This is a genomic window from Amycolatopsis cihanbeyliensis (genome assembly GCF_006715045.1).
GTDB lineage: Bacteria > Actinomycetota > Actinomycetes > Mycobacteriales > Pseudonocardiaceae > Amycolatopsis > Amycolatopsis cihanbeyliensis.
Genome location: NZ_VFML01000001.1, coordinates 5003938 through 5022887, shown reverse-complemented (window position 1 = coordinate 5022887; position 18950 = coordinate 5003938). Strand labels below are relative to the sequence as shown.

Genomic DNA, 18950 nt, shown 5'->3' with positions numbered 1-18950 from the left:
CTCACGATTCCTCCCGGATCGGGATCAGTCAAAGGAAACGGCAACGATTAGTCACTTATTTCCGGATAGGAGTTGAGCACGCGCAGGGGAATCAACTGCACGTCGCCGGTTCCGCTCGTCGCTACCCGGCCTTCCCCTTCGATGCGCCATACTTGCTCGGAGTTTGGTGCCTGGACCAGGGTTCCGGTAGCTATCTGGGTGGGCAGCAGCTTCAACGCGGCCCACGGCAGTTCCATGACCTCGTGGTGACCGTGCCCAGTGCCTTGCAACTCTTCTTCAGTGGCGATACCGATACGGGCACCACCGGCGACCAGGCGAATAGTGACGGCGTCGGAATGGTTCGGCGCATCTGGCGCGCGCAGCAGGCTTCCTTCGGCGAAAGTCGGCACCATCGGATCAGACTCATCGGGATAGGATTGATACAAAGAAGATATCCGGTCACCGGAAAGGCCACCGGTATACAGTCGGACGTCATCTACCTTTCCTGGCCAGAAGCCGTCGGCCGCACCATCGGCTTTACCTCGACCAATTTGCAGGCTTCCTTCCGCGTTCCAAGTGTTCTGCACCGTTCCATCGTCGATCCGGTTACTGTTGACATACAGCCAGATTTTATTTGCCGGAGCATCGTAGATGCCAACGAGATGGACCCACGTGTTTAATTCCGATTCGCGAATCGACAGTGCCGCATCCGTAACTTGTGCACCGTCTGAATCTGACTCGGGCATCTCGAATGCCCAGAGGCCGAGCCGGGTCTCCGCGTCCTGTACATGGCCCAGTCGGAACTTGCTGGTACGGTCGCCGTCCAAGCTGACAGCGGTTGGCTGCCCACCACGTTCGTCGAGGTAGACCCAGGTGGACACCGTGAAACTGGTATCGGTGCGTAGGTCTACCCCGGTAGTCGATACGTGGTCATCTACACCGTCCAGGGAAACGGCGTTGCCCGTGCGCCCCTCGGTGAACTCGGCTCCGTTGTGCAGGGTTCCGGTCCGACCGCCGATCGCATCGGCTGCCTGGTCGCCGGAGCTTTCGTCCAGCTTGTGGTTGTGTATCAGGCTCAGATCGCGGCCAGCCTGTAGCCGGACCTCATCCGCGAACAGCGCGCGACTGTACAGCTTCACATCGTCGATCGCACCCGGTAGGTGATTGATCCACTGGTCCCGCCATCGGGCACGGCCGATGTTCAGCTCACCCTCCGCCTTCCATGCTTCGGTGAACTTGCCGCTCCCGGCCAAGACACCGTTGACGTAGAGTCGAAGCTCACCTGCGGGCTGGTCATACACCGCGGCCAGATGCGTCCACACCCCGGCCTGCGCCCGCTGCTCCGAGTGCACCCGAGTAATCGCGCTCGGATAGACCGTATCCGGTCCGTGCATGGCGACAGCGAACGTACCGGCATTGTGCGCCAGGTTTAATGCCGCTGTGTGCTGGCCATTCTGGCTGACCACCGTTTCCCATCCGGTTGACGCTTGGTCGAGCTTGACCCAGGCCGACACGGAGAAGCTTTGCGAGGTGTCTACCGCGGACGGTGCGCTGACGTACTCGCTCTCGCCGTCCAACTCGGCTGCGAGATCACCGGCATCAGGATTGTCAGTTTGACCTTCGGTCCAGGACGGATAGTTGTGCAACGTGCCGTGCTTGTCCGCATCCGCCGAGTTCCGGGCGTTGCCGTCCAACTTCCATGAAGCGGCTACCACGTCGTCCTGCTTGACGATGCCCTTGACCTCGGCTTCGTCCAGAGTCCGGCTGTACACCCGAATCTCATCGAGCGCACCCGGCCAATAGTCGACCTTGTTGCCACGCCACATGCCACGACCGATCACCAGCGGACCGGTGGCGTTCCAGCTTCCGTCGAGCGTGCCGGTGTCGGCCAGTTCTCCATTGACATACACCGCAACCTCGTTGGTTGTCGCGTCGAACACCCCGGCTACGTGCGTCCACTGGCCAATTGACGCGGTACCTTCACCCGACCAGGCGGTTCCGACCACACCATCCTCCTGGGTCGGGTCCATTACCAGGAACATCCAGCCACCGGCGCGTTGCTGAAGCATAAAGCCGCTGTTCACGGTTCCGTCCTGGCTGACCATGGTCAGCGAACCGTTCTCGGGCGCCAGCCGGTCGGGCTTCACCCAGCCGGCGACCGTGAAGCTGCGGTCCGTGCGTACCGCTGGACCGTTCGTGAGGACATGGTCATCCACGCCGTCGAGCTGAACCGATCCACTTACCGCACCTTCCGGCACGAACGTGGCGCCGTTGGTGAGAATTCCGGCATCGCCGCCAGCGACCGCGTTTCGCGCGGTCGTGCTACCGACCGCGCCGCCGTCCTTGTTCTCATCGAACTTCCAATGTCCTATCTGGACGTTGTCTTGAGAAACCAGTGCTTGCACGTCTGTCGCCGAGAGTGCCCGATCGTAGAGTGCGACCTCGTCAATCGCGCCCGACCAGGGATCGACCATTCGACCTTGCCAGATCCCGCGCCCTATCCGTACGGGGCCAACGGAACTCCAATCGACGTAGTATGGAACCGAGTCCACCAAGACACCGTTGACATAGAGGGAGGCGGCTTTCTCCTCAGCGTCATACACGCCGGTCACGTGCGTCCACTTGCCTGGCTGGATCGGCTTGGTCGACATCGGATGATCGCCCAGAACCTTCGCCGCAGCGTCCGGTGGTACGTCGCCGCCAGGAAGCATGAACCGCCATCGGCCGTCTTCCATGGTCTGAAGCACGAACCCACTCGTGTACTCGCCGTCCTGCGAGACTGCCGTGCGAATCCGGTTTCCTGGGTCGTCGGCCCGCATCCAGGCCGAGGCCGAGAAGCTCGCGTTCGTACGCAGCGTGTTCGGGGCGGTGATGTCGTCGTCAATGCCGTCCAGTTGGATACCGGCGCCGACCGCGCCCGGGCCCCAGGTCGCGCCTCCGTTCACCGTGCCGTCGCGGTCACCGAGGAAGGCGTCGTCGGTGGCATCTCCGTCCAGCGACCAGTGCGAAGCCGGACCGTTGCCGGCTCGGACGTAGAAGTGATATACGCGCATCGGACTGCGTAGACCAGCACGGTCCACGCTCTGCACATACAGATCGACCGGTCCGTCCCTCGGCGGCTCGATCCACACTTTCGCGTCCCCGCCAAGGGCGTCGGCGTCCACCCTGGTGGTCGGTGGATCGGTGAACCCGTACAGGTAGTGGTCGACATCGCCGACACCGTTAGACGTGAAGGTGAACCGATCCCGAACGCCAACGCCGCCGTGCCAGGCGTTGTCTTCCTGGTAGAGGCGTCCGGCGACGCCCGGCTGAGCGTCAGGAGCCTGTCTGTCCACGGTGAAGGACGGTCCATCGGCACTCGGGCCGCCGAGGGCTCCATCATGCCCGTGCACCGACCAGTTGACTGTCTGGCCGTGCTTGTCGCTCACATCGAGTGATGTCCCGTAGGTCGATCCGGAAGCGAGCCACTGTTCTCGATGGACGGTCTGGCCGGACGGTTGCATCGTCGCCGTCCAGTTGGCCCGCAGCTGGCCGCCATCCGGGTCACTCAGCCTGCCCTGCAGGGTGATCTGGTCCCCGCCGTAGTAGCGCTTGCCCTCGCACCACCGGCAGGGATCGGGCAGCGTCGGGTTGGTTCCCACCCAGTGCGGCGCGTTCGGTTTGCGGTTGAAGGTCACCGACAGCTTGGGGAAGAAGCGTACACCGTTCTCCTGCTTGACGTGGAACCGTTTCCAGGCCGCGTCGTTGTTGTTTCCTTCGTCGCCGTAAGAGGCTTTGATACCGAGGTGGATATCACCCCAGCCGGCGTCCGCGCCCTGCTGGACCGCGCTCTTGGCGTCCATGCCGATCCAGGTGGGGCCGCAGGACTGCCCAGCCTTCGCCGTGGACCGGGCGGAGGAAAGGTGCCGGTACCACTCCGGCTGGTTGTTCCAGGTGGTTCCCGTCCCGATCGGGCTGGTCAGGTGCAGGTACATCGGCGGGACCTGGTTCGGATCGCAGGTGTGCGAGTGCTTCCACACCTGATAGATCTGGAACTCCGCCCGCTGGATTCGCGAACCTCGCAGCACCCCGGTGGGGAACCGGAAAACGGAACGGTCAAGGTACTCGCTCGGCCAACCGGGGGCGTGCCCGACTCTGGCGACTCCCTTGTAGCGTTCGTCGTCGTCGCGCGGGGAAAGATTCCAGTGCGAGTTGTTCGGATGCGAGCGGCGAACCAGGGTCCAGGCCGACTTTTCCGGAGCAACGGCGCTGAAGTCCGGATCGATCACCAGCGGGAACTTCGCTGTCCGGTCAGTGAGTAGTTCCTTGTCCGGCAAGAGGGATACGCCGTCCGCGTCGACGCGCACGCCAACGGCGGCGTCCTTGGGTCGAGGCTCGGCCGCGGAGCGCGGCGAGGCTACGGCCGCCTTCCCTGAGGAATCCCACATGCGGGGCGCAGGGGCGTGGAATACCGTGGTTCCGGCCTCGTCCACCGCCTTGATGTTGCCCGCCTCGTCCGCACTGACCCGCACGCCTTCGGTACGCAGGTTGAAGTCGATCTCCTCGAGCTCCGGGTTGGCTGCCGCCTCAGGGGTCTTCACTACCAGCTCGTGCGCGAAGCCGCGTAGGCTGGCACGCACCCGCAGGTCCACCCCGGGCATGACTTCCGGATACGTGGCCGAATCCCCGGAGAGCACCGGCTCGGGCAGTTTCTCCGGCCAGTTCAGTGCGAGTTCCTTGCCGTCATTGACGATCCTGGCCAGGGCCGCATCGCCACCCGCGGAGAACGAGGTCCCGACCGGGGATGCCTTCGCGGCGATCGTGCCGTCGGCTCGCCGCTCCAAGGTAGTGTCTACGTCTACCCATTCGCCGTCCTTGCGTACCCGTTCCGGCATCACCGACTGTTCCAGGGTGAGGTTGCCCTCCGGATTGGCGAAGACCTTGGCTGTCTCCGAGGTCAAGCTGGTCACCTCGACCCGGGCGCCCTGCTCCCGTGCCGCGGTGAGCGCGGTTGCCTCGTCCGCTGCTCGGGTCACCGGCTCGGCCGCGGGCGGCGCCGCGGCGGCCGGTACGGCATGCATCGGCGTGATCCATACGGCGCTCAGGGCGAGCACAGCCAACGAGCGCAGCATCCAGCCACGCGCCCCTGCTCGGCGCAACATAAAGACAACTCCCCTAACCCCGGTCCGCGCGGGTCCCCCGACAACACGCGACCTTTACCTGATGAATGGCAGTCTCCCGGCAAGATCCGCGGCGGGCAGCCGCCGGTTGGCGGATATGCCGGTAACGAGTCGCTATCGCGACACCGATCGGCGTGCGTCAAACGGCCTAAAAGGATGCACTGATCGACCCACTCACCGGACCAGCCGAGTCCGGGTAGGACCGGTACAGGTCCGCAACATCCTCGTCAGACAAGCTGCTGACGTACAGACGAACGTCGTCGACCTTGCCGGGCCAGAACTCTTCGGCGGCACCGTTGGCCTTGCCCCGGCCGATCTGCAGGCCACCGTCCGCGTTCCAGGTGTTCCGCACCGTGCCGTCGCCGACCCGGGTCCCGTTGACGTACAGCCAGATCCGGTTAGCCGATGCGTCATACACTCCAACAAGGTGGACCCAGGTATCCGTCTCCGATTCCCAGGTCGATACCGCCTTCGTGGTAAACAGAGCACCATCGGTGTCCGACTCGGGCATCTCGAACACCCACGATCCGAGCCGGTGTTCCCCGTCCATCACCTGGCCGAGCCGGAACTTGCTGGTGCGGTCACCGTCGAGGCTGACGGCGGTCTGCTGGCCGGGCTTCTCCTCGAGGTAGACCCAGGCCGAAACGCTGAAACTGGTATCGGTGCGCAGGTTGACACCGGTGGTCGACACGTGGTCGTCCACGCCGTCGAGGGAGACCGCGTTACCCACGCGCCCCTCGACGAACTCCGCCCCGTTGTGCAGGGTCCCGGTCCGGCCGCCGGTCACGTCGGCGGCACGGTCGCCCGAACTCTCGTCCAGTGGGAGGTAGTGCACAGGGCAGTGCGTGCTGGCCTCGGCCACCGATGGTTCCGCGGCGGCGTGCATCGGTGTGATCCATACGGCGCTCAGGGCGAGCACAGCCAACGAGCGCAGCGCCCAGCCACGCGCCCCTGCTCGACGCGACATAAAGACAACTCCCCTAACCCCGGTCCGCGCGGGTCCCCAAGAACACGCGACTTCGATGTTCCGGGCTGGGAGTCTCCCGGCGAGACAGGCGGCCTGCAGCCGCCAGTTGGCGGATGCGGGGTAACGAGTCGCTATCGCGACAGCGGTCGTCGTGCGGCAGATGGGTTAACCCGGGCTGCCAGCCAGCTCAGCCGCGGGACTTGTACTCGCGCAGCAGTCCCCGGCTGATGATGGTCTTCTGGATCTCGCTGGTGCCCTCACCGATGAGCAGGAACGGTGCCTCGCGCATCAGCCGCTCGATCTCGTACTCCTTGGAGTAGCCGTAACCACCGTGGATGCGGAACGCCTCCTGGGTGACCTCCGCGCAGTACTCGCTGGCGATCAGCTTGGCCATCCCGGCCTCGACGTCGTTGCGCTCGCCCGCGTCCTTGAGCCGCGCGGCGTTCACCATCATCAGGTGCGCGGCCTCGACCTTGGTGGCCATCTCGGCGAGTTTGAACGCGATCGCCTGGTGCTCGGCGATCGGCTTGCCGAAGCTCTCGCGCTGCTGGGCGTACTCGACGGCGAGTTCGAAGGCCCGGATCGCGATCCCGCAGGCCCGCGCCGCGACGTTCACCCTGCCGACCTCGATTCCGTCCATCATGTACGAGAAGCCCCTGCCGGGCTGCGTACCGAGCACGGAGTCCGCACCGATCCGATAACCGTCGAACACCGCCTCGGTGGTGTCCACACCCTTGTAGCCCATTTTCTCGATTTTGCCGGGAATGGTGAGACCCGGCGCGACCTCACCGAATCCCTCCGGCTTCTCCACCAGAAAGGTGGTGAGATTCTGGTGCGCCTTCTCCGCACCTTCCTCGGTGCGCACCAGCAACGCGATGAGATTCGAGGTGCCGCCGTTGGTCAGCCACATCTTCGAGCCGTCGATGACGTAGGAATCGCCTTCCTTGCGTGCCTTCGTCTTGATCGCGGCGACATCCGAACCGAGGTCCGGCTCCGACATGGAGAACGAGCCGCGTACCTCACCGGTCGCCATGCGCGGCAGGAACCGCTGCTTCTGCTCCGGGGTGCCGTGCCGGTTGATCATGTGCGCCACGATGAAGTGCGTATTGATCACGCCGGAGACGCTCATCCAGCCGCGGGCGATCTCCTCGACCACCAGCGCGTAGGTCAGCAGCGACTCGCCGAGCCCGCCGTACTCCTCCGGAATGGTGAGACCGAACAGGCCCATCTCCTTCATGCCCTCGACGATCTCCGCCGGGTAGGTGTCGGCGTGCTCGAGTTCCTGCGCGTGCGGGATGACCTCCTTGTCCACGAAGCTGCGAACCGTGGACAGGATCTCCTTCTGCACGTCGGTCAAGCCGGCGGTCTGGGCGAGGCGGGCCATGCATGCTCCTGGAGGTGGCTCGGCGCGGCAGGTTACCCGTCAGTATGACGGGAAACCGCACCCTCCGCCGGTTCGGGGTGGGCAGCGCCACGCTCCGCGGCGTCCTCTCCCTGCCGCGACTGCGGGGGCACGGCGGCCTCGGCGATGTGCTCCCGGCTGGCCTTGTCCAGAAAGCGCAGCAGCTCCACCGGGAACGGCAGGACCAGGGTGGAGTTCTTCTCCGCCGCCACCTCCACCACCGTTTCCAGCAGCCGCAACTGTAGCGCGGCCGGGGTGTCCGCCATGGCGGCCGCGGCCTGGGACAGCTTCTCCGAGGCCTGCAGCTCGCCGTCCGCGGCGATGATCCGACCACGCCGCTCCCGCTCGGCCGCGGCCTGCCGGGACATCGCCCGCTTCATCGCCTCCGGCAGCGCGACATCCTTGATCTCCACCCGGTCGATGTGGATCCCCCAGCTCAACGCCGGCGTGTCGATCATCAGCTCAAGGCCCTCGTTCAGCCGTTCCCGGTTCGAGAGCAGGTCGTCCAGGTCGCTCTTGCCGATGATGGAGCGCAACGAGGTCTGCGCGACCTGCCCCATCGCGAAGCGGTAGTCCTCGACCCCGACGATCGCCGCGACCGGATCGATCACCTTGAAGTACACGACCGCGTCCACCCGGACCGTGACGTTGTCCCTGGTGATGCCGTCCTGCGCGGGCACCGGCAGGGTCACGATCTGCATGTTGACCTTGCGCAGGTGATCAACGACCGGCACGACGAGCCGCAGTCCCGGTTCCCTCGGCAGCCGGTGCACCCGACCGAACCGGAAGACCAGGCCGCGCTCGTACTGCTTGACGATCCGGATCGAGGAGGCCGCAAGGAACACCAGCAGCCCGGCGAGCAGAACCAGAACGGTGAGCACAGTGGGCATGACAACTCCTGGGTTTACACCCCCGAATGGTTCATGGTATTAGTGCACGCTCTCCCTGGCCAGCGTCCGGATAACCGGTCGACAGGCGCGGAACGCTGAGCCCGTGACCGAGTTGATCGTCCCGCCCGCGTTCGCCGAGCGCGTCGGCGCCATGGCCGGTGACCGGGGACGTGCGTGGCTGGCCGAACTGCCCGGTGTGGCCGCGCGGTACCACCGGGCGTGGTCGCTGACCCCGGACGGCCCCACGATGCACGGCTACACCGGCGTCGTGCAGCCGGTGACCAGGGCGGGCGGCGGCCGAGCCGTGCTCAAGATCTGCTGGCGCGACGAGGAGACCCGGGACGAACCGGTCGCGCTCACCGCATGGGACGGCGCCGGCGCGGTGCGGCTGCTGGACGGCGATCCGGAACACGGCGTCCTGCTGCTGGAACGGCTGGACGCCGGGCGCGCGCTGGACGGCGAGCCGATCGGCGTGGCCGTGGCGGTGGCGGGCGGGTTGTTGCGCAGGCTCTCCGTGGCCGCGCCGCCACTGCACCGGACGTTGCGCGCCGAGGCGGCCCGGTGGGCCGCCGAACTGCCCACCGACTGGGAGCGTCTCGGCAGGCCGCTGCCACGTGCCCTGCTGGACGCCGCCGTCGCCATCTGCCGGGTGCGTGGGCCCCGGGCCGGTGCGCTGCTGGTGAACGAGGACCTGCACTACGAGAACGTGCTGCGGGGCGGCCGGGAACCGTGGCTGGTGATCGACCCGAAGCCGATCGCGGGTGACCCCGAGTTCGGGGTGATCCCGTTGCTGTGGAACCGGATGGGCGAGACGACGCTGGACGAGCGGTTCGCGGCGCTGGTCGCCGCCGCCCGGCTCGACCCGGCGCGGGCCAGGGACTGGACCCTGGTGCGTGCGGTACTCAACTGGCTGTGGGCGGTCGAGGACGAGGAGGAGGGCGGCTGGCTGCACACCGCCGTCGTGCGGATCGCCGAGTGGGCCTTCGCGCGCTGAGCGGGAGCGGGGAAGAAACCGGCACGAACTACCCTTCCGTAGCATGGGGAGTGAACATTCGGTTTGCCCCCAGAGAAGGTCGGTGCTCGAGCAGTGACCAGCACGCAGCAGCTTCCCAGTGTCGACGACGTCCACAACGCGTTGAAGAACGTCATCGACCCGGAGATCAAGAAGCCGATCACCGAACTTGGCATGGTCAAGGACGTCGTGGTCGGCGAGGACGGCGTGGTCAACGTCGCGATCTACCTCACGATCGCGGGCTGCCCGCTGAAGGACACCATCACCAAGGACACCACCGCCGCGGTCGAGCAGCTCGACGGCGTGCGTGAGGTCAAGGTCGAGCTGGACGTGATGAGTGACGAGCAGCGCACGGAGCTGCGCAAGTCACTCCGCGGCGACGCGGCCGAACCGGTGATCCCCTTCGCCCAGCCCGGCTCGCTGACCAGGGTGTACTGCGTTGCCTCCGGTAAGGGCGGGGTCGGCAAGTCCAGCGTGACGGTGAACCTCGCCGTGGCCATGGCGGAGCGCGGGCTCTCGGTCGGCGTGGTGGACGCGGACATCTACGGTCACTCGGTGCCGCGGATGCTCGGCGCGCGGGATAAGCCGACCAAGGTGGAGAAGATGATCATGCCGCCGCAGGCGCACGGTGTGAAGGTCATCTCGATCGGGATGTTCACCCCCGGCAACACCCCGGTGGTGTGGCGGGGACCGATGCTGCACCGCGCGCTGCAACAGTTCCTCGCCGACGTGTTCTGGGGTGACCTGGACATCCTGCTGCTCGACCTGCCGCCGGGCACCGGGGACATCGCGATCTCGGTGGCCCAGCTCATCCCGAACGCCGAGTTGCTGGTGGTGACCACACCGCAGCAGGCCGCGGCCGAGGTGGCCGAGCGGGCGGGGGCCATCGCGCTACAGACCCGGCAGCGGATCGCCGGGGTGATCGAGAACATGTCCTGGCTGGAGACCCCGGACGGCTCGCGGATGGAGATCTTCGGCTCCGGCGGCGGGCAGACGGTGGCCGACTCGCTGTCCAAGTCCACCGGCGCCGAGGTTCCGCTGCTCGGTCAGGTTCCGCTCGACCCGCGGCTGCGCGAGCAGGGCGACATCGGCACCCCACTGGTGCTGTCCGAGCCGGCGGCTCCGGCCTCGGAGGTGCTGCGCACCGCGTCCTCGAAGCTCTCCACCCGGGCCCGTGGCCTCGCCGGTCGCATGCTGAACGTCACCCCCACCTGACAGTATGTAGTTCGTCAGGTGGCGTCGGGGTCCACCGGGGGCTTCTCGCCGGGCTTGAGGGGTTCGGCGGACTTGGTGGCTCCGGGATAGCCGTTCGGCTTGTAGTGGTCCCCACCGTTGCCGTTGATGTTGTTCATCCCGAGCGGGTCGGTGTCGCCGTCGAAGAGGTGCTGGGTCACCACCCGCTTGGGGTCGAAGCTGCGCAGCTCCCGCAGGTCCTCGATCGGCTTGCGGAACTCGTCGTACTCCGGCCCCATCTCGTCACGCAGCTGCTGCCGCGCCCCGGTGGCGAAATCGCGCACCTTGCGGACGCTCTTGCCCAGCCAGGCCGCCGCATCGGGCAGCCGCTCAGGGCCGAGGATGAACAGCCCGGCGATGATGAGCACGAGGATCTCGCCCCACCCGACGCTCTCGAACACCGCGAACCTCCGCCTCGCCGACGCGTATGCCAGCACCAGGGTACCGCCAGGAAACGCCGTGCGGTTCCGGCAATCTCAGTCACTGCCGAGCGTGACGTCCACGGTCAGCTTCCGGTTGGCCCGCACCAGCTGCACCGGCACGACCTCGCCGATCTCGTACTCACGCACCGCGACGGTCAACTCGGCCGCGTTACGCACCGGCCGGTCCCCGACCTTGGTGATCACGTCGCCCTCGGCGATCCCGGCGTTCGCCGCGGGCCCACCCGCGGTGACGTTGCGGATCTGCGCGCCCTCCGAGGTGTTCGCCGACACCGACGCCGCGTTCACCCCGAGGTCGGCGTGCTTGACCGCCCCGTCCCGGATCAGTGCCTCGCTGATCCGGACCACCTGGTCGACCGGGATGGCGAAGCCGAGACCGATGCTGCCGCCCTCACCCCGGCTGCCGACCGTCCTGATCAGTGAGTTGATCCCGACCAGCGCACCGGTGGAGTCCACCAGCGCACCGCCGGAGTTGCCCGGGTTGATCGCGGCGTCGGTCTGGATGGCGTCGTAGGTCACCGGCGGGTCCCCGTTCTCCCCCGGTGCGGTCACCGGCCGGTTCAACGCGCTGACGATGCCCTCGGTGACCGTGTTCTCCAGGCCGAAGGGCGAACCGACGGCCACGACCGAGTCGCCGGCCGCGAGATCCGCGGACTTACCGACCTCGATGACCACCGGGTTCGGCACGTTCACCTTGATCACCGCGAGGTCGGTCTTCGGGTCGGTGCCGACGATCCGCGCCTCGGCGCGGGTGCCGTCGATGAACACCGCGGTGATCTCGGCCTGATCGTCCCTGGTCGCCGAGGAGACGACGTGGTTGTTGGTGACCACATAACCGTCCGAGTCGAGCACGACCCCCGAGCCGACCTGGCCGTCCTGACCGGACTTGACCTCGATCGAAACCACGGCCGGGGCCACCCGGCCGGCGATATCGGCGACCGAACCCGCGGGGCGTTCCTTGCCCGCCTGGGCCTCGGCGATGTTCAGCTCCCCGGTCAGCGAGTCACCCGCGCTGGAAAGGAACCAGCCGACCACCCCACCGACGGCGCCGACCAGCAGCGCGACCGCACCGAGCAGGGCCAGCGCGGTGGGCTTCACCCTGCGGCCGAACAGCACCTCGGGCAGGCTCAGCAGCGCCCCGCGGGGCCGTTCGGCGTTGTCCTCGGCGTCCTCCTCGGAGCGCACGGCGGGACCGCCGAGCACGGCACCCGCGCCGGGGTCTCGCCACGGATCCCCCTGCCGGGACCACAGCGGGTGCTCGGACTCCTCGGCCGGGCTGCCCCCGTTGCCGTCCTGCGGTCGCTGCAGCACGACCCTCTCGGCTCCCTGCGGGCGGCGGAACGCCTCGGCCAGCGACTCCGGGGGCGGCGGCGTCATGGCCATCCCCTCGGCCCTGCCGTTGCGGCTGTCCGGCGAGTACAGCTTGTCGAACGAACCCTGTACGCCCCGCGGGCGACCGAAGACGGCCGCCTGCGTCTGATCCACCGGGGGACGGTTGACCGGGCGAGGCCCGAGCCGGTTCTCCCGCGCCGCGGGATGTTCCTGGTTCGAGTTCGGCTGGTTCATCGTTCCCCGGGATGTGTCGGTGCCTCGAGCTCCGCCAAGCGGACGCGTGCCTGACTGGCGTGACCATACGCCAGCTCCGGATCACCAAGTCTGCCGCGATCCCGGTGAAGTAGGCGTTGCGCAGGAACAGCCGCTCAGGGCCGGTTCGCTCCCACGGGCACCGGCACCTCGCGCGTGGCGTCATCGGCGTCATCGGCCGTGGACGACGTGCTCGGCGAGGTGCTGGTCGGTGTGCTGGTCGCGGCCTGCCGCGGCGGCCCCTGCACCCCGAACTGCGCACGCAGCACATCCTGGGGCGGGACGCCGGATCCGCCGCCCGTCTCCTCCCCACCGGAGGTGGCGACCAGGGCGAGCGCGCTCAGCACCAGCCCGGACACCACCACACCCGCGCCCTGCGCCGCGCGCTTCGACACGTTCAACCGCGCTCCGTTGCCGAGCACATTCGGCGAGTTACCGAGCGGGGCGGTGCTACCGAGCGGGGCTGACTCCACACCGGCCGGGGAACCGGACGAGCTCGAGGAACGCAGACCGGCGACCCGGTCCGGGCGCTGGATCGCGACCAGCTGGCCGTCCTCGGTGATCGCCAGGTTGTCCGGCGTGCTGGAGACATCGGTGTGCTCGGGTATGGACCGCAGGCTCGCCAGGAAACCCGCCGACATCGTCGGCGCCTCGGCCGAGGTCACCGCGGCGCGGGCCTGCCGCTGCGCGGTGACTTCGGCCGCGCAACCGGGGCAGCGGGCCACATGCGCCGCCGCCCGCTCATGCGCGCCGAGGGAAAGCTCTCGATCGACGAACGCGACCACGGCGTCCGGTAGCAGGTGCGATTCGGGGAGTCCCCATCCCCGTGCTTCGCTCATACCCGAGCCTCCGCGTAGGTGAGCGCGGGCGCGGTGTCGGCGTTCGGGGCCTTACGACGCTCCAATGCCGCGCGGAGCGCCTGCCTTCCGCGGTGGATTCTGCTGCGCACGGTGCCGAGCTTAACCCCAAGGGTGGCGCCGATCTCCTCGTAGGACAGCCCCTCCACATCGCAGAGCACGACCGCGGCGCGGAACTCCGGCGGGAGCTCGTCCAGCGCCGCCTGCAGGTCGGGGTCCAGGTGGGTCCGGGAGTAGACCTGCTCCGGGCTCGGGTCGTCACCGACGATGCGGTCGGTGTCCTCGGGCAGGCCCTCCATGCGCACCCGCGAGCGGCGACGCGCCATGTCCAGGAACAGGTTCGTGGTGATCCGGTGCAGCCACCCCTCGAAGGTGCCCGGCTTGTACGAGGCCAGCGAGCGGAACACCCGGATGAAGGTCTCCTGGGTGAGGTCCTCCGCGTCGTGGACGTTGCCGCTGAGGCGGTAGGCGAGCCGGTAGACGCGGTCGGCATGCTCGCGCACGACCTCGTCCCAGGTCGGCGGGGTCCACGTCGACTCGACCTGCTCCCCGACCTGAGTCACGGCGGCGGCATCCGCCGGCAGCTCAGCACTCTTCGGACTCTTCTGCATCGACAGCGAAGGCACCTCCATAGGGCGGATCTCCCAACTACTCAGCCCAACGCGGAGCCTGCCCCGCGTGTTCCCGCCTGTGTGACTCAGTTTCGCCTGCTTCCTTATGGTTCTAGTGAGATCGGGCTGAGAGCAGCCTGAGAAGGTTTCCCCTTTCCGCCGGTCCCGCTCGGATACCTCGGTACGCACCGCTAATGTTTCCGCGTGACCTCCGAGACACACATCACCGGTTCGGCCGATCTGGGTGACTACATCGAGGGTTACCTGCCCGAGGACGAGGTTCTGCAGTCCGCCCGCGCACAGGCCGAGGACCTGGGCTGCGTCCCGCTCAGCCGCGCGGGCGGTGCCGCCCTGCGCTTCCTGACGGCCGCCTCGCGGGCCCGGGCCGTGGTGGAGGTCGGCACGGGCACCGGGGTGAGCGGGCTCTACCTGCTGCGGGGCATGGCCGAGGACGGCGTGCTCACCTCCATCGACATCGAGCCGGAGTACCACCGGTCGGCGCGGCAGAACTTCCTGGCCGCCGGCTACCCGCCCAGCCGCACCCGGCTGATCATGGGCAGGGCGCTGGACGTGCTGCCCCGGCTCACCACCGGGGGCTATGACCTGGTGTTCATCGACGCCGCCGCGCCCGAGTACCCCGGCTACTGCGAGCTCGGCGTGCAGTTGCTGCGGCCGGGTGGGGTCATCGTGTTCCAGGGGGTGCTGGCGGAGGGCAGGGTGACCGACCCGGCACGGCGGGACGCGGAGGCACTCGCGCTGCGCGGCCTCACCCGCGCGGTCCGGGAGGACGAGCGGCTGATGCCCGCGCTGCTTCCGGTGGGCGCGGGGCTGCTGGTGGCCGCGCATACGACCGCCTGACAGTACGTCTGAGAGCCCGTTTCTGAACTGGACTTTTACTGCTCAAGGCGAGTGGAGGAACTCGCCCGCCCGTCTCCCACCACCGCCCAAACGGAAGCGCTCCGCGCCGCTGTGCTCAGCGGCGAAGAGCCCGCGAGCGGGGAGGCGGGGCGCATGACCTGCGAACGTTATGGCCGTGACCGGAGTCCGAGCCTCGCCGAGCTGATCGTGTCGCGCGTTTCCAGGCAAACGTTGACCGCCGCCACCGCGAGGGTCGCCAGCAACAGCCAGACGGCGGTGGTGCCGACCAGCCACCCCCAGCCCGCGTGGCCGTAGACCACGCTGCCGACCGTCCCGCCGACGCTGCTGCCGAGGTAGTAGGCCAGGGTGTACAGCCCGGAGACCTGCCCGCGCGCCTCCGCCGGCGCCTCGGCCGCCGCCCAGCCGTTGGCCACCGCGTGCGCGGCGAAGAAGCCGCCGGTGAGCACCACGAAGCCGAGCACGACCAGCGGCAGCGAGTCGGGGATGGTCAGTACCGCCCCGCCCACCGTCACCAGCAACGCGGTGACCAGCGAACGAGCCCTGCCGAACCGGGTGACCAGCCGGCCCATGGTCGCCGAGGAGACCGCGCCCATCGCGTAGGCGAGGAACACCAGCGCGGCCGCCGCGGGCGAAAGGTGCAGCGGCGGGCCGGTGAGCCGGAAGCCCGCCACGTTGTACAGCGCCACGAAGGAACCCATGGCCAGCAGCGCGACCGCGTACTGGGCGAGCAGCACCGGGCCGCGCAGCGCGGTCCCGAGCCCGCCGAGGACGGAGCGGACCCGGTGCCCGCCGCCGGTCCGCGGTGCCTCCGGGTCGCGCGGCAACGCGAGCACGGTGAGCAGCGCGCAAAGCAGCGCGATCGCGGTGACCACCGTGAGCGCACCCTGCCAGCCCAGCAGGTCGGCGGTGAACCCGCTGGCCAGCCTGCCCGTCATGCCGCCGACGGTGTTACCGGCGATCATCACGCCCACCGCGGCGGCGACCCCGCGCGAGCCCGGCCCTTCCTTGCCGAGCTGCTCGGCAAGGTACGCGGCGGCTACCCCAGGAAAGCCCGCGATCGCCACCCCCTGCAACGCGCGTACCAGCAGGAACAACGGGTAGCTCTGCGCGAGCGGGAGCAGCAGCGCCAGTACCGCCGACCCGATCACCGAGGCCAGGATGATCGGTCGCCTGCCGACCAGCTCCGACAGCGCGGCGATCGGCAGCACCGCGACGGCCAGCGCGCCCGTGCCGATGCTGATCGCCAGGGACGCGCCGCCGGGTTCGAGGTGGAAATACCCGGCGAGCTGCGGCAGCACCGGTTGCGGGGCATAGAGCAGCGCGAAGGAGGCGACTCCCGCGGTGGCCACGGCGACCATCACCCGCCGGGCCCTGGCGGGTGTGGGTACTGGCGCGGCGGCAGCGGTCACGAGCTCGACGCTAAGCCGGGCTAATCAATGCGTCTAATACGCGGTTGAAGCATCATTCATACCGTGACGGATGAGAAGGCGGATTGGCAGCTCGCCGGGGATCTGGCCCCCGGGCTGGCGCTGCTCGGAGTGCTCGAGCGCACAGGGAATCTCACTCGGGCGGCGGAGCTGCTCGGCATCCCGCAACCGACCGCCAGCAGGCGGCTGGCGGCACTGGCCGAGCGGGTCGGCGCGCCGCTCACCGCCGCGCACGGCAGGGGGATCCGGCTGACCAGGGTGGGCGCGCTGCTGGCGGGTACCGCGGAGCAGGCGCTGACCGTCCTGCACGGTGGCATCCGGCAGGTGCGGGAGGAGATCTCGCCGGAACGCGGCCGGGTGGTGCTGGGCTTCCTGCACCTGCTCGGCCGCTCCTACGTGCCGGAGCTGCTGCGCCGCTTCCGCACGGAGCAACCGGGGATCCGGTTCGGCCTGGTGCAGGGCTCCCGGCAGGACGTGCTGGACGGCCTCATCCGCCACACCATCGACCTCGCGCTGGTCGCCCCCGTGCCGGTGCACGATCCCGCGCTGCGCGGGCACCGGCTGGACGAGCAGGAGCTGTTCCTTTCCGTACCCGCGACGCACCGGCTCGCCGGGCGTGCGGCGGTCGCGATGAGCGAGCTGAGCGCGGAGCCTTTCGTGCTGCTCGAGCCGGGCTACGGCCTGCGGCAGATCACCGACCGGCTGTGCGCGGCGGCGGGTTTCCAGCCGGAGGTCGCCTTCGAGGGGCAGGAGTCGGACACCGTGCGCGGGCTGGTCGCGGCGGGGTTCGGGGTCGCGTTGCTGCCCCGGTTCGAGCCCTCGCCGCCCGTCGGCGTGGTCGAGCTACCGCTGCGGCCGAGGGTGACCCGCTCGATCGGGCTGGCCTGGCCCGCCGATCAGGAACCGACCCCCGCGGTCGCGGCCTTCCGCGAGTTCGTCACCGGTGCCCAGCCGGAGACCAGCTCGACCAGCGTGCGCGCGGCGAACCCGGTGCCGCCGGGCACCACCTCGGAGTAGTTCCTGTCCGCCCGCGCGGGACCCGCGATGTCCAGATGGGCCCACGGCAGCCCGGCGGTGAACTCGCGCAGGAACAGGGCCGCGGCGATGCCGCCCGGCCCGGAGGGAGCCTGGCGCAGGTCGGCGATCTCGCTGCGCACGGCCTCCGCGTAGTCCTCGACCAGCGGCATCCGCCACCACGCCTCGCCGGTGCGCTCCCCGGCGTCCCGTACCCGCTCGGCCAGGGTGTCGTCGCTGGCGAACAGGCCACCGGTACGCAGGCCGAGGGAGACCTTCATCGCACCGGTCAGCGTCGCGACGTCGACCACGGCGTCCGGCGCGTACCGCTTGATCCCGTAGGCCAGCGCGTCGGCGAGCACCATCCTGCCCTCGGCATCGGTGTTGGTGACCTCGGTCGTGGTCCCGCCGTAGTGCCGGACCACGTCGCCCGGGCGGTACGCGGCGCCGGAAACGTGGTTCTCCGCGGCCGGGACCAGCGCGGTCACCCTGACCCCCAGCCGCAGCGCCGCGATGGCCCGGACGGCGGCGATCACCGCGCCGCCGCCGGCCATGTCGGTGCGCATCATCGGCATCCCTTCGGCGGGCTTGATCGAGATACCGCCGGTGTCGAAGGTGATGCCCTTGCCCACGAGCAGCAGATGTCCCGTGGCGCCGCGCGGGCGATAGGCCAGCTCGATCAGCCGCGGCGGGCTGGCCGATCCGCCACCCACCGCGAGCATGCCGCCGAACCCCTGCTCAGCGAGCCAGCCCTCGTCCCGCACCGTCGCGGTGAGCCCGGGCAGGTCGCCTGCCAGGCGCTCGGCGACCCCGGCGAGCCACCCGGGGTTCTTCACGTTCGAGGGGGTGTTGGCGAGATCACGGGCGAGCGCGGAGGCGGCGGCCAGCTCGCGGGCCCGCGCGGCGACCTCGGTATACGGCTGGATGGCCCGGTCGTGCGGGGTGAGCACGCGCAGGGTGCGCGCCTGCGGCGGGTCCGGTTCACCGCTGACCACGTAGCGGTAGCCGCCGAGCAGCGCGCCGGTCAGGAAGGCATCCAGTTCCCCCGCGCTCGACTCGGCAGGCAGCTCGGCCTGGACGGTGCGCGGCGGGCGGGCGCCGGCGTCGCGCTCGGCGGCGAGGTGGGCGTTGACGGCGCGGATGAACGCCGCTCCGCCCGCGCGCGACGAGGCCGGGTCCCCCGCGCCGATGCCGACCAGCCACCGTGGCCCGCTCCCGGGGTCCGGCACGGTGTGCACCTCGCCCGCCTTCCCGGTGGCGCCAAGGCGCTCGATGAGCTCACCGTGCGGCGACCCGTTCGCGGCATGCTCGTCGGACTGGCGAACGAGTGCGGCCAGCGGCGCAGCGCGCCGTGCGGTGCCGGCCACCTCGACCTCGAGCAACCGGGTAGGGACAGGCGGCAGCGGTGAACGCGCCATCGGCGGCCTCCAGATATCGGTTGGCGGCGCGCAATTCCGCGCGCGCCGGAAAGAGCCAGGTTGGCGGAATCCCAGCGC

At 68.9% G+C, this 18950-nt stretch carries 13 protein-coding genes and 1 pseudogene; 4 read left to right on the top strand and 10 right to left on the bottom strand.

Annotation, left to right across the window (positions count from 1 at the left end; genetic code table 11):
- Nucleotides 1–47: 47 nt before the first annotated feature.
- The 4 genes from FB471_RS23005 to FB471_RS22990 all read right to left on the bottom strand — a co-directional run bounded on the left by FB471_RS23005 (nt 48) and on the right by FB471_RS22990 (nt 8397).
- Nucleotides 48–5090: a LamG-like jellyroll fold domain-containing protein gene (locus FB471_RS23005; protein ID WP_246076529.1), complete on the bottom strand. Its 5043-nt coding sequence runs from the start codon at nt 5088–5090 to the stop codon at nt 48–50.
- A gap of 196 nt (nt 5091–5286) precedes the next feature.
- Entirely contained in the window at nt 5287–5925 is a 639-nt protein-coding gene (locus FB471_RS23000) for a LamG domain-containing protein (RefSeq protein ID WP_246076528.1), read from the bottom strand.
- Between the two features lie 367 nt (nt 5926–6292).
- Nucleotides 6293–7489 carry an acyl-CoA dehydrogenase family protein gene (locus tag FB471_RS22995; protein WP_142000465.1) on the bottom strand — a complete coding sequence of 399 codons (1197 nt, stop codon included), beginning with the start codon at nt 7487–7489 and terminating at the stop codon, nt 6293–6295.
- A 32-nt stretch (nt 7490–7521) separates the two neighbouring features.
- Entirely contained in the window at nt 7522–8397 is an 876-nt protein-coding gene (locus FB471_RS22990) for a slipin family protein (protein WP_142000464.1), read from the bottom strand.
- 103 nt (nt 8398–8500) lie between these two features.
- On the opposite strand from FB471_RS22990, the gene FB471_RS22985 reads away from it, so the two are divergent.
- Together FB471_RS22985 and FB471_RS22980 are read left to right on the top strand one after the other, a co-directional pair.
- Entirely contained in the window at nt 8501–9391 is an 891-nt protein-coding gene (locus FB471_RS22985) for an aminoglycoside phosphotransferase family protein (protein ID WP_246076527.1), read from the top strand.
- A 93-nt stretch (nt 9392–9484) separates the two neighbouring features.
- Nucleotides 9485–10624 carry an Mrp/NBP35 family ATP-binding protein gene (locus tag FB471_RS22980; protein ID WP_142000463.1) on the top strand — a complete coding sequence of 380 codons (1140 nt, stop codon included), beginning with the start codon at nt 9485–9487 and terminating at the stop codon, nt 10622–10624.
- A gap of 14 nt (nt 10625–10638) precedes the next feature.
- Here the strand turns inward: FB471_RS22980 and tatB are convergent, their stop codons facing one another.
- From tatB to sigE, 4 genes are all read right to left on the bottom strand, one after another.
- Nucleotides 10639–11043 (bottom strand): Sec-independent protein translocase protein TatB, encoded by a 405-nt coding sequence (gene tatB, locus FB471_RS22975; protein ID WP_142000462.1) that lies wholly within the window; start codon nt 11041–11043, stop codon nt 10639–10641.
- A 75-nt stretch (nt 11044–11118) separates the two neighbouring features.
- Nucleotides 11119–12648 carry a S1C family serine protease gene (locus tag FB471_RS22970; RefSeq protein WP_142000461.1) on the bottom strand — a complete coding sequence of 510 codons (1530 nt, stop codon included), beginning with the start codon at nt 12646–12648 and terminating at the stop codon, nt 11119–11121.
- 134 nt (nt 12649–12782) lie between these two features.
- The gene (locus FB471_RS22965) at nt 12783–13505 is read right to left on the bottom strand and encodes an anti-sigma factor (RefSeq protein WP_142000460.1); all 723 of its coding nucleotides are present in this window, start codon (nt 13503–13505) and stop codon (nt 12783–12785) included.
- Nucleotides 13502–14155 carry an RNA polymerase sigma factor SigE gene (gene sigE, locus FB471_RS22960; protein WP_142000459.1) on the bottom strand — a complete coding sequence of 218 codons (654 nt, stop codon included), beginning with the start codon at nt 14153–14155 and terminating at the stop codon, nt 13502–13504. Before sigE ends, FB471_RS22965 begins: the two co-directional genes overlap by 4 nt.
- Nucleotides 14156–14338: 183 nt before the next feature.
- Here sigE and FB471_RS22955 point away from each other — a divergent pair, with 183 nt between their 5' ends.
- Nucleotides 14339–14992 carry an O-methyltransferase gene (locus FB471_RS22955; RefSeq protein ID WP_142000458.1) on the top strand — a complete coding sequence of 218 codons (654 nt, stop codon included), beginning with the start codon at nt 14339–14341 and terminating at the stop codon, nt 14990–14992.
- Nucleotides 14993–15159: 167 nt separating this feature from the next.
- Here the strand turns inward: FB471_RS22955 and FB471_RS22950 are convergent, their stop codons facing one another.
- On the bottom strand, nt 15160–16371 hold the full coding sequence (locus FB471_RS22950; RefSeq protein ID WP_142002327.1) for an MFS transporter: 1212 nt from the start codon (nt 16369–16371) through the stop codon (nt 15160–15162).
- 114 nt (nt 16372–16485) lie between these two features.
- Between FB471_RS22950 and FB471_RS35260 the strand changes: the two genes are divergently transcribed.
- The gene (locus FB471_RS35260) at nt 16486–17457 is read left to right on the top strand and encodes a LysR family transcriptional regulator (protein ID WP_142000457.1); all 972 of its coding nucleotides are present in this window, start codon (nt 16486–16488) and stop codon (nt 17455–17457) included.
- On the opposite strand, the pseudogene FB471_RS22940 reads toward FB471_RS35260, so the two are convergent.
- Nucleotides 17385–18872 (bottom strand): annotated as a pseudogene (locus FB471_RS22940) (leucyl aminopeptidase family protein); the annotation flags it as partial. The gene FB471_RS35260 and the pseudogene FB471_RS22940 overlap by 73 nt on opposite strands.
- Between the last annotated feature and the right edge of the window lie 78 nt (nt 18873–18950).

Coding starts and splice junctions, on each gene's coding strand:
- FB471_RS23005 (WP_246076529.1), bottom strand. CDS start 5,090: ATGCTGCGCTCGTTGGCTGTGCTCGCCCTGAGCGCCGTATGGATCACG.
- FB471_RS22995 (WP_142000465.1), bottom strand. CDS start 7,489: ATGGCCCGCCTCGCCCAGACCGCCGGCTTGACCGACGTGCAGAAGGAG.
- FB471_RS22990 (WP_142000464.1), bottom strand. CDS start 8,397: ATGCCCACTGTGCTCACCGTTCTGGTTCTGCTCGCCGGGCTGCTGGTG.
- FB471_RS22970 (WP_142000461.1), bottom strand. CDS start 12,648: ATGAACCAGCCGAACTCGAACCAGGAACATCCCGCGGCGCGGGAGAAC.
- FB471_RS22965 (WP_142000460.1), bottom strand. CDS start 13,505: ATGAGCGAAGCACGGGGATGGGGACTCCCCGAATCGCACCTGCTACCG.
- sigE (WP_142000459.1), bottom strand. CDS start 14,155: ATGGAGGTGCCTTCGCTGTCGATGCAGAAGAGTCCGAAGAGTGCTGAG.
- FB471_RS22950 (WP_142002327.1), bottom strand. CDS start 16,371: ATGGTCGCCGTGGCCACCGCGGGAGTCGCCTCCTTCGCGCTGCTCTAT.